Genomic DNA, 13,166 nt, shown 5'->3' with positions numbered 1-13,166 from the left:
TCTAATTATATTTTGTTGCTGGAAGGATATCTAATGGAACAATGCCAACATCCCGCCATTCTTTATGTAATTGTTCAAGCTTGTCCGTACTCGTAAAAGCAATACCACAATCGCCGCCACCAGCTCCAGATGATTTCCCGGCTCCATAGTGATTAGCAATTTGAATCAACTTTTCTAAATGAACCGTTTCAATAGCCCCGCCAGTTTCTTGACTTAATTCTAGCAATGCAGACCGATTAGCGGATAGACTTGTCATAGCCAGCTTCCTATCGTTCTGCTTAAAACCTTCCACCATAGTAGAAACAGCATCACGACTTTTCCGAAGAAACGCTTGATAAATAGTAGAACCCTGAAGCTTAAGCGGTTCTATTTTTTTAATCAAAGAAGCTGTTTTAGCAGAACTACCTGTCCACCCAACCGCAAGCACTAATTCTTGTGGTGCTTCCAGCTGCTCTATTTCCAGATATGGCCAATCTGCTTCAACCAATTGGGCAATAGAACTTTGTTCCAAAAGCTTTTCTTTTAACCAGCTTGCTTTAAAAGCTGTGTAGTGGAGCCAACCGCCATATGTTGAGGCGGCTACATCTGCACAAGAACCACTTCCTTGTGTCTGATAGTGAGCAATCGCAGCTAGTTTATAAATAAGTTTTTTCGAAACCATCAATTGATCCCGATACAATGTTAAAACAGAGGATACCACTGCGACAACTACTGCTGCACTTGAACCCAATCCATATTTTCGGCCTGAGGCGACATCATCCAATTCACTTGTAACTGTAAGCGAAAAGGGCTTGGTCTCTATAGAGCTTTCCCGTAAATAGTGATGGACCACATCCAATGTGTTTTTGATAAAAGCCAATCTTGCATCTGTCTCTTCAAAAATCACTTGTCCATGCTCAAATCGGCAAGCTACATTGGCGAGACCTAGCTGTGGCAAAGAAAGAGTCTGCTGTTCACTCATCGTAACGCGTGCTGTAATAAACCGGTCCACTGCCACCACGATTGCCGGATAACCTGGTTCCAATACGGCATATTCCCCAGCAATAAACAGTTTCCCGGGAACTTTCATTTCATGCATCCGGACTCACTCCCTTTAAAGTCCTCATTTATCGTTACCTTTTCCTACTTATTTTACCATTATCCGTTCCAATCAGATAAGTACTGAATGCCTGGTCCTGGATGACATACAATTACATCTCGAACAGAGGATAAAGCAGCTAGCTTTTCTTTAATCATCTCTTCATTCTCTGGTTCACAAAGTACTTTTACATTCGGTCCGGCATCAATGGTGAAATAAGCTTCCAAGCCTTGTTGGCGCAATTCCATGACCTTCTGCATAACGTCCAGTGTTGCACTTTGCCAATATAAAAATGGCGGCTTTGCTCCTAACGTTGTAGCATGCATTTTTAAAGCGTTCGCTTCAGCAATTTCCCCTAGCTTTGTGAAGTCACGATCGTTAATTGCTTCCTTCATCAACTTCAGATCCTCTTCGACTGTTGCTAACCAGCCGTCATAGAAAGGTGAAGTCTCTACTGTCCGCTGCATACCATCTCTGCTTGAAACAGATTTTGGACCTGCTTCCACTACAACCGATAACACACTAACATTCCACGCTTTTTCGTCTAAAATTTGCGTCGCAAACGAATCGGTTCCTGCTTCATTCTCCCCTTTATGCCATTCGACAAACCCTCCAAAAATGGAGCGAGAAGCAGAACCAGAACCTTGACGAGCTAAGGCAGATAGCTCTGTGCCTGTTAAATCTAACTGTAACGCTTTACTTGCAGCTGTAGCTAATGCCGCATAACCAGAAGCAGAGGAAGCAAAACCAGCAGCTGTTGGCACATGGTTAACCGATGTCACCTTTGCAAAGGTTTTAGTACCTGCAAGATTGCGCACATGATTTAGAAAAGCTGTTATTTTTACTATTTCTTTATCTGTTGCTTGGCTGCCATCTAATAGCAAGCTATCCTTTTCAAACTGGTCAGAAAACTGGACCTTTGTTTCTGTGTAAAAATGATCCAATGTAATGGATAAACTACTATTTGTCGGTAAAAACAATTGCGAATTTCGTTTTCCCCAATATTTTATTAATGCAATATTTGTGTGAGCTCGAGCGATCGCTTCCATTAACCACACTCCTCATTTATTATCAGCATTTAGCTATCGTGTACTGCCATGTTTGTGCGGCACCAGCTTGAATCAAGGCATCAGCTACTTTTTTTCCGAGCTGTTCATTTTCTACCAATGCTAAAATACAACCACCGCGGCCGCCACCGGTTAATTTCGCGGCTATTGCTCCAGCAGTTCGAGCCGTATCTACTAGACCATCTAATCCTGGGTCACTGACACCTAACAAAGCTAAATGTTGTTGTGCTTGATTTAATTTATCGCCAACCTGTTGAGAATCACCAGCTGCTAGTCCTTGTCGCACTTCTAGTGCCAATTTGCCAAGCAGTGTAATTGATTCCTCGATTTTCTCCGGTTTGATTTCATACTTATCTCGAATCGATTTTACTGCTGCATAAGTGTCACCAACTCTACCACTGTCTGCTACGACAAAGTGAAAAGGAGCACCAATTTTCACATGTTCTACCACATGTTGTTTTTGGAACCAAATCGGATTGGCGCTAGAAGCAGTCATCATATCGATTCCACTTGGTGTTCCATGGGCAAATTTTTCCGCACGTTCCACCAAGGCCATCAGCTGACTATCGCTGAGTTCTTGATTGAAAAAGACAAAAAGACCGCGAACAAGTGCAATCGCAATCGCTGCACTTGAACCTAATCCACGTCCAATTGGAATCGAGGATGCAATCTGAATATGTAAACCTGAGGAACGTTGTTCAAGAACCTTTAATGTTTGGATGATGCAATCACCAATTCCCTCCATCTTTTCAGGAATCTGTTCTAGCGGTCCTTGATAAAAGGGGCTTTCGATTTGGATCGCATTGCCCTCGATATTTTTCACTGTCACTTTAACTTCTATTTGTTTAAATGGGAAAGCAATCGCCGGTTGTCCGTAAACAACCGAATGCTCTCCAATTAAAATTAGCTTACTATGTGCTCGGCCTACCGCAACTTTTTGTGGAGTTTCAAGCATCGATATCCCCACTTTCATCGAAATATTGGATGTTCATCTAGATGAATATCTCTTGTCTAATTTTTAAAACCAAGTAATAATCCATGGCGCTGAATAAAGGATCATAAACTGTACGCCATAATTCACGCCCCATCGATGAAGCATACCAGCAAATAACCCAATGACTAGAACACCGATAATATTGATAAAACCAGCGTCCATAAAAGCTAATAATAGCACAAGTCCAAAAAATAGTCCTAGGATTGCTTCGTGGGGAACCCACCGGAACACAAAAGCACAGATTTTGTGGGCATATTTTACGGTAACAAAATACGTGATCGCAAGGGCAATCGTTGCACCAATGAGAGTTGCCCAGACAAAGTCTGCATTCGATAAGAGGTGATGCAGATTATGCTCTGTTGTAAACACTGGCGGTGCATTAAAAAGTGCATTTGCTGGACCAATCGCCATTGGAGACAATGGGATACCGAGTGCAATTAACGGAATCAAGGTTCCAGAAATATAGGTAGCATTAGTCAGCCCCTCCATAGACGCGATAGCTACAGAAGCTTTTTTCACCGGATCTTTGACCCTGCTTGAAAAAAGTTCTCCAAGGAAAATAGTCATGCCAACAGGGCTCATAATAAAGGTAATCGAGCCAATAAAACTAGCAAGCATACTCGATCCAGTTTCCTGTTTTGTCAATAGTTTAAAGGGACTGGGGAATCCTTTAATGGGATTCGTTTGCGCAAAATCAATGGTTTTCTTCGGAAATCTTGGCATACTATCTCGTTTTTCTTTATGTAAAAGTTCAAACAAGGTCAGAATGACGGGACCGATTGTGATTCCTAAGAAGAAAGAAGTGAAGACATTCGTTCCCTCTGGTACAACGCCAATTCCCCAATAAAGATAGCGCAAGCCTTCAATTAATAGAGCAAACGGAAAAATCGATACAAGTGCTAACAACTTATTTTTTGTCATTAATGCAAGTAAAACGGCACCAATGAAAAAGAGAGGATTTGCGTATTCTTTGATGACATCAGAAAATGGGATTAAAGCTTGTGCCATCAGTAAACTTACGGGAACCGAAACGAGCGTCCCGATGACAGAACCGGATGCCATTTTGCGAATACTGATATCAGGCATGCCATGTTTTTTTAACACGAGTGCATGCTCCACCATCGGAGTCGCCATCACCCCGCCAGGAATACCAGCGAGAGCAACCGGAATCGAATCTGTTACTTTATTGGCCACAATCGCAGAAATAAAGAAGGTTAAAACTACAATTGGCTCTACCCCTGCCAATACGATCGCTAACGTCACCGGTGCTAAAACAGCCGTTTCATCTGTCCCTGGCGCAACGCCGATTATTGTATATAAAACAGCTGCTAAAACGGCAGCAGCAATCATCTCTATAATTAATACGATGTCCATTATTTTTCTCCTGTTCCCTTAAAGTTTCTTTTTGGCTTAATAATAAAACTGCAAATGATAAACCCAATAAGTGCACCAGCAAGGCCAAAAAACAATGGCTTTGGCGCTTCATTTGGCGCGATAAAATAGGCACCCATAGTCGTTATACTACAAATAACTAGTGCCATAACCAAATCCTTTATTTGAACAAGATCCTCCCAGACCTCAATATTATCGTTTGCATCTTGCTTCTTTTTATTATCCATACAATCAAACTCCTTGTATTTAATGATCAGAAATGAGCATACTGATAGGTTCTACTTCCCCAGGAAGATTATACACTAAATCCCATTTGGTGAAAACGATTCTCAATTGAATTCTGAAAAATAAAATATGTTTTCATGGTTGTTATACCACAAATTTGTAAAGGCATAACCCCTACTTTCATTTAAAATGGTGTCACAAAAAAATGGTGCCACCGACTTTGAAATACTATTTGGAAAATATCCCATTCCCTAACTACGGGTGAGGTTGTTTTTTTACCAACTATATTATATCCATTTGGATAGGATAGGCATATGATATAGAAATTTTAAAGGAAAGGGGCCCAAAACAATAATGAATTTTAATCAAACAGGTATGAGGTCACATCATGGCGGTGGAGGTCATCCATCAAGAGGCCATGGTGGTCACACTAATTGGCATCAACATGGAGGCGGACATCCAAATTGGGGACATGGTGGAAACTGGTCTCATCAAGGTGGAAATTATCCAGGAGGAGGGTTTGCATTAGGTACTCTTACAGGATTAGCACTTGGCGCGGCGGCAACACCAGCTCCTTATCCAGTACCTGCTCCTTACCCGTATGCATATCCTTATCCATCCCCGTATCCATATCCATATTCGAATCCTTATTATCCAGGATACTAAAGGGACCAGGGGACAGATTTCTTGTCCACTGAAACTTTAATAGTTTTGAGATATCATTTCTCTACAATCTTCTAAACCTTTGACTATTCCGTTTCATTCCATTTGTCCTATTATCATAAATTAATTAAAACGTTTACCCATCTAACAATTGAATTTTTTCTAATATGACTCTATAAGTTTATTTAGTATATTAAATTATCCTTACTTATCGCGTTCCACATCAATGTTCGCTTCCGCTTGAATCACTCAATCGCTCTTGCTTTATTGGTTCCTAATTTAAGAAGATGCTCTCCTTTGTAAAATCGCCGAAATAGACAGTGGATGAAACAGCATAAATTAATCCCTACTAGCATGAAAATTCAATGTATGCACCATATAGTCATAAGTATGACCATTAATCTGTATCTCTTTAACTTCTTGATATCCCCTACGAGTGTATAACTTTTTTGCATCGGGATTATCCTTGGCGACATTGAGGGATATTCGCTCATATCCTTTCTGTAACGCTAATTCTTCAGCCTTTCTCAGCAATTTCGACCCAATTCCATAGCCCTGAAACTTTGGTGAGACAGAAATCGTGTCAATATATAAATCTCCAATATCCGCCTCTTGATCAAAGTTAATGTTCTGATTCCTTGTTTTTCTTCTTAAACGTTCAAGTAGAGGCTTGTCCAATTGGTAAGCATCTGTTCCAGAATAAGTTACGATAATTCCAGTTATCTCGTCAAAAATATCCGCAACTATCACATTTTGATAGCTAAGACGATTGTTTTCTTCACGAAAAAATTTTGCAAGAGTCGCATGAATATTTTCCACCTTCGTTTGACCGGTTAACTGCTCAGCGATATCTCCAATTGCAAGATGAATTAGCTCTACAACTTCTTCTGCATCTTTTTTGATAGCTGGTCTGAAATTCAATTCTTCTGGGATAATATCTTCCCAATGAAGTCCAAATGTTGCACCACCATCCGTGTGACCAGCTATAAAATAAAATTCATCGTTTGTATCATCTTCAAAATCATCATGCTTGAATCTATTCTTTTTCATTTATTTTTACACTCCGAATATCATATTTGATGACATAATTATAGCAAAGTAAGGGACTAGGGAGACAGTCTCCTTGTCCCATTGTAATTATTTTATATTTTTTTTACACTAGTGTTGCGTTAATTTAATTTAACTATTAAAAATCACTAGTGTTGCGTTAATTTAATTTAACTATTAAAAATACTTGAAATGTTCAATTTTATCATTTTATGCAAAGAAAAAGTCCTTTATAATGGATAAGTTAGGTGGTAACCCGTCCAAATCCACTAAAAAGGACTATCGCATGGACAAGATTACACGAAAAACTTCATTTGGACAATGGTTTTCACCAATAAATCTTCAATTATTTGAAGAAAACGTGAAAACGTTGAAATTAGATTTCTATACGAAAAAACTAACGACAGAGTCATTTCTAAAATTATTACTTTTTGCGCAGCTAGAAGAAGTCGAAAGTCTGCATGCGCTGAGCGATTGTCTTTTCGATGATCAACTGCAAAAGGGCATTGATCTTGATTCTATCAGTATTTCCCAACTCTCACGCCGTTTAAATGGCATGAATCCAGACTTATTCCAAAAGCTTTTCCTTGATTTAGTTTCACAAATTCATGCCAAAACGCACAACACGAAACTTGTGATGCCATTAAAAATCATTGATTCAAGCACATTGCCTCTCAATTTGACTAATCATAAATGGGCAAAATTCCGCAAAACAAAAGCGGGTGTTAAATTGCACTTACGCCTTGTGTTTATGGAAAAAGGTATATCCTATCCCGAAAAGGCCATTATGACAACGGCCAAAGAACATGACCGCGGTCAGCTTGAAGTAATGGTTGATGACAAGGAATGTATGTATGTGTTTGACCGTGGTTACTTAGACTACGAACGCTTTGATCGGATGACAGATGACGGCTACTTTTTCCTTTCTAGGCTGCGAAAAAACGCAGTCATACGGGAGGTTTACGATTTTAAACTACCCGAGAATACATCTGTTTTGTCGGATCAAATGGTGTTGATTGGTACGACGCAAAACCGTGCCGAAAATTACTTTCGTCTTCTAAAAGTGATTGATTCAAAAGGAAATGAGCTTCATTTAATCACAAATCGTTTTGATTTAAGTGCTGAAGAAATCTCAAAGATGTATAAATCACGCTGGGCGATTGAGTTATTTTTCAAATGGATTAAACAACATCTCCATATCAAAAAGTTTTACGGCCAAAGCGAATGGGCAATTCAGAATCAAGTGTTTATCGCACTTATTGTTTTTTGCCTGCATGTTCTCGCACAAATCGAGACAAAAAGTAAACGAAAAACCCTACAAATTAGCCGATATTTACGGGCAGCTTTGTGGAAACCAGCACATATTTGGCTTCGAAAGATTGAAGGAAAAACCATTCCTTAATAAACAAATTGTCGTCGTCTCTTAAGTCTAATTGTAAAAAAATTTCCAAATGGATGGATCCACCTTTAGTTGGGTATTTACTTTTTTGGCTCTTAACAGGGGACATATTTAAACTGAATATTCTAACAAAATTTATGCAACACTAGTGTTTTTTTTATTAATATGTGATGCTATTAGAATATCCCAACAATTATAGACTGAGAAAATTCAAACCCTATAACATGATTTCCAATACACAATTAATAGATTTTAAATTTCTCACTAACGATTTTGACGGGTTGTGCCTAAGTCTCTCGTAAAATTATTTTAGCTCTTTAGAAGTTAGCGTTTTATATTTGTTGCATGTTAATCCCCGTTGTTAAATAATAAGTCCATTTGGTAATGAGCTGATGAAGAAAAAAATGAAAGGCTAATCTAGATTACCAGATACTGATTATTGATGTTTTCATCTTTTGTCACCAACTGCTTATCTACATACTATAGCTAATTTACTTTTAAGTTAATTTAAATTCTTTCCTTTGCGCATGGGGAGTAAGGGAAAAAAATGGTGTCAAGCAGCAACCTCCCATATAAAGTCTTTCTGGCGGTCAAATAGATATGTTTTAACCTCTAGCGTTTCCTCAATAATCTTATTTATTTTAGTCCAGTATATTTGCATTGTATATTCTCCTTACTCCATTATTTGCAAGTTTCATCCTTCTAGTAAATGGAAATAATAAAGATATAACCTAACCTATTAGATGGAGGATTTATATAGTGACCACCAACGCTAATTACAATGGAAAATTACCGCCTAACGCAGAATCATATTGGATAAACACGACTCATTTACCAGAGTACCCCCGCCTTGAGCATGACGTGCAAGTTGATGTCGTTATTGTAGGTAGTGGCATTACAGGCATTACTTCTGCCTATCTGCTGGCGAATGAAGGGCTGAAAGTTGCTATTATCGAAGCAGACAAATTACTGAACGGGACAACAGGACATACCACAGCTAAAATCACTGCCCAGCATGATTTAATCTATGATGAACTAATCCGCTATGCTGGGAACACTATGGCAAGATTATACTACGAGGCGAACACAGATGCTTTAAACTTTGTTCAAGAAACAATCAATAAACATCAAATTGATTGTGAGTTCACTCAGCAAGATGCATATGTTTATAGCACAACAGAAGAATATGCACTTAAACTAGAAAAAGAGGCAGATGCCTATAAGGAGCTTCTTATTGAAGGCGAACTCGTAAATAAACTCCCTTTCGATTTAGAAATATTTAATGCACTTGTTATGAAAAATCAAGCACAATTCCATCCACTTAAATACTTGGCTCATCTTACAAAAATAATTACCGAAAAAGGTGGATACATCTTTGAAAATACAACAGCTGTAGATATAGAAACTGGCGAACACCCCGTCGTGCTTACCCGTGGAGGAGCTCGAATTACAGGAAAATACGTTCTTACCTGTTCTCATTTCCCTTTTTATGAAGGGGCAGGACTTTACTCTACAAGAATGCATGCAGACCGTTCCTATATTATTGCTGCTAAAATAAAAACAGAATATCCAGGTGGAATGTATATTAGTGCCGAGGAACCGAAAAGATCTCTCCGCTATGCAACAATCAATGGCGAAGAAATGATTCTTATATCTGGAGAAAGTCATAAAACAGGACAAGGAGGGGAAACACTCAAACATTACGAGGCCTTGGAGACTTTCGGTCAACAAGTATTCGGCATTGAAAATATTACATACCGTTGGTCAGCTCAAGATTTAGTTACACTGGATAAGATTCCTTACATTGGCGAAATTACCCCTGGTCAAAAAAATATATTAATCGCTAGTGGATATCGGAAATGGGGGATGACAAATGGAACCGTAGCTGCGCTTTTATTCCGTGATATCATACTAGGAAAAAAGAACAAATACCAGGAATTATATTCTCCCTCCCGTTTTCATCCGAATCCAAGTCTGAAAAACTTCTTAACGGAAAATGCGAACGTTGTTAGTCATTTAATTAAAGGGAAATTAGAAATTCCTCAGAAGAGTATCCATCATCTAGCCAACGATGAGGGGGCTGTTATTGACATTGATGGGCACAGAAAAGGGGCTTATAAAGATAAAGAGGGTATGCTTCATATCGTAGATACAACTTGTACTCATATGGGGTGTGAAGTGAAATGGAATAATGGTGAACGATCTTGGGATTGCCCGTGCCATGGTTCTAGATTCTCGTATGCAGGGGAAGTGCTGGAAGGACCTGCAGAGAAGCCATTACAAAAATATGATTATAAACTGATAGATAATCTTACCTCAGAAGACTCTGGTTATTAACTAAATTATGAAAAATGGTGTCAGGCACCATCAAAAGACAACTGTCTTTTTACGGTGCCTGACACCAACATCCACGCCGAACCTCAAAATCCCCTCCTTTAATACTTCTTTGTCTTTAAAGGATTTCTTTAACCCCTTTTACAGAAATTGGTACATTACTCATATAAATTTCCTCCTTATTTAAAGTGCCTGCGGAAGCTATATTGACTCCATCTCTACTTAGCCATACTGATATTCTGTATTACTGACTACACAGTTAAAAAATATAACTGAATAGTTAAGATGGTAATTTACCTTGGTAACAACTATTCAGTCCATATAGCTATTATTTGGTTCATAATGCTCTCATTCCCAATATTTTCGTGTAAAGCAACTCAAACTAAATTTTCAGATTTGCATCGTAAATATTTGGTTAAGGTTCACTAGAGTGTGACCGTTATCCACGACCAATGGTATCGTTCAACTTCTTACGATACTTATCCTTCCAAGTTTGCTCATCCTTCACTAGCTCGTCACAAAAATCTGCTACATCCTCGCCTGTTAGGTCAGTAACTCGCTTGCCTTCCGCTGCTCCTTCCTCCAAGAGCTCCAGTATACCGGAAAAGATACGACTGCTGTCCTTCCAGTCGGTCGGAGCACCACCAGCAGTCCACATATATTTTTGAATAGCTTTGTATGCATGGTGGTACTCAACCGGAAGAGCCTTCGCACGTGCCTCCATCTCCTTCCATTCACGCTCATCTTCCAAACTGCCAATAATTTTATCAAAAATACTCATATAATGTTATCCCCTTTTGATTTTTTTGTTTTAAGTTCAGTAATTTTGCTAGAGACAAATTCCCATTTTGCCCAAAACATTTTAAGTTGCTCTTGGCCAGCTCCATTTAAAGTATAAAATTTCCTTGGAGGTCCCATATTAGATGGCTTTTTCTCGATATCCACCAAATTGTTTTTCTCCAACCGCATGGTAATCGTATAAACTGTTCCTTCCACTACATCCGTGAAGCCAAGTTCTCGCAGCTGTTGCGTGATTTCATATCCGTAAGTTTCCCCACGGCTGATGATCTCAAGCACACACCCCTCAAGCACTCCTTTTAGCATTTCTGTAATATTTTCCACCTTTTCAACCCCATTTATAATTCACCATATTTTCAAAGTACTATATTCTTAGGTAGTATGTGTCACACATATTAAGTATTACTTACTACCGGTATATAGTATCGCAGAATAGCTTCACTTGTCAATAGCCCTATGTCCCAAACTGAGCGCTCCCAAGGACAAAAGGGACAGACCCCTTGTCCCTGAAAACTATTCGACCTATTCTATTGTAATAATCACTTTTCCCTGTGCATGCCCTTTTTCGAAATATTGAAATGCTTTTGGAACCTCCTTTAGAGAATAGCTTCTATCCATTACTGGCTTTACTTTCCCTTCTTCTATTAGCCCATTTATAAAAACTAAATCTTGTTGATTTGGTCTCTGCAGGAAGGGGATAAATTTCTTTTTTCCAAATAGGGATAACAAGGGACCTAATAGCATCGTTTGATAGAATTGACTATTAGCTCCACCAACATGAATGAATACGCCATTTTCTTTTAGCTTTTTCTTATAGGTAAAAATAGATTGGGATCCGTTCACTCCGAAAATCACATCAAAGGTCTTGCTATCATTCGCAAAGTAGTCTTTTTTATAATCAATCACATGGTCAGCACCAAGGGATTTTACAATATCTACGTTTCTAGTACTGACCACCGCCGTTACTTCTGCCCCCAATGCCTTTGCGATTTGGACAGCAAATGTTCCTACACCACCTGAGGCGCCATGAATTAGTACATTTTGTCCAGCCCTTACCTTCCCTATATCTCTAATCGCTTGTAGTGCAGTGGTTCCTGCCATTGGGACGCCGGCTATTTCTGTAAACGATAGATTACTAGGCATTAAAGCCAATACTTTTTCATCCACAGCAGCATACTCTGCAAAGGCACCCCAGCCGCTACTAGCTAAGTCACCATATACCCGATTCCCAATCTGTAGTTTAGTAACATCCTTCCCTATAGCCTCCACTACTCCTGCAATGTCCCCACCAGGAATACGATATTTCGGTTTCTTAAGTCCAAATGCCAACCGCACTGGCAGCGGTTTTCCTGTTAAAAGAGCAAGATTGCCAAAATTAATGGATGATGCATAAACTTTTACAAGCACTTCCTTATCTTTTGGTATAGGCTTATCTACCTCCCCTACTTTAAGCGTATCTGGCGTTCCATACTTTTCCGAAATAATAGCTTTCTTCTTTATCTCCTTGAATTCCTTTTTCATCATTGTAGATGGATCATACAGATACTGCATTGACTTAAGTTAATAGAGATATATCGGGAAGGTTTATTGCATTCGCTTTTTGATTCTGCTTAATGACTCAGGGGTTATACCTAGGTAGCTTGCCAATTGATGTTGGGGTACACGTTGGAGTAAATCTGCTCGTGTTTGAATGATTGCTTTATAGCGCTCTTCAGGGGAAGAACGAATAAATTTTGCATATTCATGTTGCGCATGAATTAGATAAGCTTCCCTCATACGACGGGTCATAGATTCCAGTCCCTTATATTGCTGGTACACTTCTTGTTCCGATTCAACATCTGCAACAACCAATACGCAGTCTTCTAAACAATTTAAGGAGTAATTCGATGCTTGACCCGCTTCTTCCAAATTAACCAGCATAATTGCTTGTTCTTCTGTAAAAAAATTGGTGGTAACTTCTTTTCCATCCACCTCTACATGGTATTGCCTTACACACCCTTTCAATACAAAAAAACAATGCTTAGTCGGGAAATCTCCCTGTTTAATTAAATAAGTCCCCTTATTAAATTCCTTTATTACTATCTCTTCTATAATCGCCTGCTGCTCTTCTTCCTTTAGCGTTGTATATTTCTCCATATATTTCATAAGGATTTCTTTCATAACAAGCCT

At 39.0% G+C, this 13,166-nt stretch carries 13 protein-coding genes and 1 pseudogene; 3 read left to right on the top strand and 11 right to left on the bottom strand.

Annotated elements, in window-relative coordinates; all coding sequences use genetic code 11:
• Position 1: 1 nt before the first annotated feature.
• The 5 genes from HHU08_RS05655 to HHU08_RS05635 all read right to left on the bottom strand — a co-directional run bounded on the left by HHU08_RS05655 (position 2) and on the right by HHU08_RS05635 (position 4,758).
• The gene (locus tag HHU08_RS05655) at positions 2–1,078 is read right to left on the bottom strand and encodes a phosphomevalonate kinase (RefSeq protein ID WP_169187998.1); all 1,077 of its coding nucleotides are present in this window, start codon (positions 1,076–1,078) and stop codon (positions 2–4) included.
• Positions 1,079–1,137: 59 nt separating this feature from the next.
• A complete protein-coding gene (gene mvaD, locus HHU08_RS05650) occupies positions 1,138–2,127 on the bottom strand; it encodes a diphosphomevalonate decarboxylase (protein WP_101730466.1) in 990 nt (329 codons plus the stop codon).
• 22 nt (positions 2,128–2,149) lie between these two features.
• Entirely contained in the window at positions 2,150–3,100 is a 951-nt protein-coding gene (gene mvk / locus HHU08_RS05645) for a mevalonate kinase (RefSeq protein WP_169189618.1), read from the bottom strand.
• A gap of 63 nt (positions 3,101–3,163) precedes the next feature.
• Entirely contained in the window at positions 3,164–4,513 is a 1,350-nt protein-coding gene (locus tag HHU08_RS05640) for a tripartite tricarboxylate transporter permease (RefSeq protein ID WP_169187997.1), read from the bottom strand.
• Entirely contained in the window at positions 4,513–4,758 is a 246-nt protein-coding gene (locus tag HHU08_RS05635; RefSeq protein ID WP_169187996.1) for a hypothetical protein, read from the bottom strand. Before HHU08_RS05635 ends, HHU08_RS05640 begins: the two co-directional genes overlap by 1 nt.
• Before the next feature lie 352 nt (positions 4,759–5,110).
• Here HHU08_RS05635 and HHU08_RS05630 point away from each other — a divergent pair, with 352 nt between their 5' ends.
• Entirely contained in the window at positions 5,111–5,422 is a 312-nt protein-coding gene (locus HHU08_RS05630; protein ID WP_016204136.1) for a hypothetical protein, read from the top strand.
• A 336-nt stretch (positions 5,423–5,758) separates the two neighbouring features.
• Here HHU08_RS05630 and HHU08_RS05625 read toward each other — a convergent pair whose 3' ends face one another.
• Positions 5,759–6,469, bottom strand: a complete 711-nt coding sequence (locus HHU08_RS05625) for a GNAT family N-acetyltransferase (protein ID WP_169187995.1) — start codon at positions 6,467–6,469, stop codon at positions 5,759–5,761.
• Between the two features lie 283 nt (positions 6,470–6,752).
• On the opposite strand from HHU08_RS05625, the gene HHU08_RS05620 reads away from it, so the two are divergent.
• On the top strand, positions 6,753–7,868 hold the full coding sequence (locus tag HHU08_RS05620; RefSeq protein WP_100525938.1) for an IS4 family transposase: 1,116 nt from the start codon (positions 6,753–6,755) through the stop codon (positions 7,866–7,868).
• Positions 7,869–8,430: 562 nt separating this feature from the next.
• On the opposite strand, the pseudogene HHU08_RS05615 reads toward HHU08_RS05620, so the two are convergent.
• Positions 8,431–8,526, bottom strand: a pseudogene (locus HHU08_RS05615) (dihydropteridine reductase); the annotation flags it as partial.
• Positions 8,527–8,624: 98 nt separating this feature from the next.
• On the opposite strand from HHU08_RS05615, the gene HHU08_RS05610 reads away from it, so the two are divergent.
• Entirely contained in the window at positions 8,625–10,202 is a 1,578-nt protein-coding gene (locus HHU08_RS05610; protein ID WP_169187994.1) for an FAD-dependent oxidoreductase, read from the top strand.
• A 436-nt stretch (positions 10,203–10,638) separates the two neighbouring features.
• Here HHU08_RS05610 and HHU08_RS05605 read toward each other — a convergent pair whose 3' ends face one another.
• The 4 genes from HHU08_RS05605 to HHU08_RS05590 form a co-directional block, all read right to left on the bottom strand.
• Entirely contained in the window at positions 10,639–10,980 is a 342-nt protein-coding gene (locus HHU08_RS05605) for a DUF1048 domain-containing protein (RefSeq protein ID WP_016204132.1), read from the bottom strand.
• On the bottom strand, positions 10,977–11,321 hold the full coding sequence (locus tag HHU08_RS05600; RefSeq protein ID WP_016204131.1) for a PadR family transcriptional regulator: 345 nt from the start codon (positions 11,319–11,321) through the stop codon (positions 10,977–10,979). The genes HHU08_RS05605 and HHU08_RS05600 overlap by 4 nt, the downstream gene beginning before the upstream one ends.
• 198 nt (positions 11,322–11,519) lie before the next feature.
• On the bottom strand, positions 11,520–12,521 hold the full coding sequence (locus HHU08_RS05595; RefSeq protein WP_235678804.1) for an NAD(P)-dependent alcohol dehydrogenase: 1,002 nt from the start codon (positions 12,519–12,521) through the stop codon (positions 11,520–11,522).
• A gap of 60 nt (positions 12,522–12,581) precedes the next feature.
• Positions 12,582–13,157, bottom strand: coding sequence for a Crp/Fnr family transcriptional regulator (locus HHU08_RS05590; protein WP_169187993.1), 576 nt, complete (start codon positions 13,155–13,157; stop codon positions 12,582–12,584).
• Positions 13,158–13,166: the final 9 nt, after the last annotated feature.

The sequence above is a fragment of the Niallia alba genome, assembly GCF_012933555.1.
GTDB lineage: Bacteria > Bacillota > Bacilli > Bacillales > Cytobacillaceae > Niallia > Niallia alba.
Note: the sequence above shows the minus strand (reverse complement) of the source record. Positions and strands in the feature narration are given on the sequence as shown.

Excerpts from the sequence above, each read along its gene's own strand:
- HHU08_RS05655 (WP_169187998.1), bottom strand. The coding sequence starts at position 1,078 with ATGCATGAAATGAAAGTTCCCGGGAAACTGTTTATTGCTGGGGAATAT.
- mvaD (WP_101730466.1), bottom strand. The coding sequence starts at position 2,127 with ATGGAAGCGATCGCTCGAGCTCACACAAATATTGCATTAATAAAATAT.
- mvk (WP_169189618.1), bottom strand. The coding sequence starts at position 3,100 with ATGCTTGAAACTCCACAAAAAGTTGCGGTAGGCCGAGCACATAGTAAG.
- HHU08_RS05640 (WP_169187997.1), bottom strand. The coding sequence starts at position 4,513 with ATGGACATCGTATTAATTATAGAGATGATTGCTGCTGCCGTTTTAGCA.
- HHU08_RS05635 (WP_169187996.1), bottom strand. The coding sequence starts at position 4,758 with ATGGATAATAAAAAGAAGCAAGATGCAAACGATAATATTGAGGTCTGG.
- HHU08_RS05630 (WP_016204136.1), top strand. The coding sequence starts at position 5,111 with ATGAATTTTAATCAAACAGGTATGAGGTCACATCATGGCGGTGGAGGT.
- HHU08_RS05625 (WP_169187995.1), bottom strand. The coding sequence starts at position 6,469 with ATGAAAAAGAATAGATTCAAGCATGATGATTTTGAAGATGATACAAAC.
- HHU08_RS05620 (WP_100525938.1), top strand. The coding sequence starts at position 6,753 with ATGGACAAGATTACACGAAAAACTTCATTTGGACAATGGTTTTCACCA.
- HHU08_RS05605 (WP_016204132.1), bottom strand. The coding sequence starts at position 10,980 with ATGAGTATTTTTGATAAAATTATTGGCAGTTTGGAAGATGAGCGTGAA.
- HHU08_RS05595 (WP_235678804.1), bottom strand. The coding sequence starts at position 12,521 with ATGATGAAAAAGGAATTCAAGGAGATAAAGAAGAAAGCTATTATTTCG.
- HHU08_RS05590 (WP_169187993.1), bottom strand. The coding sequence starts at position 13,157 with ATGAAAGAAATCCTTATGAAATATATGGAGAAATATACAACGCTAAAG.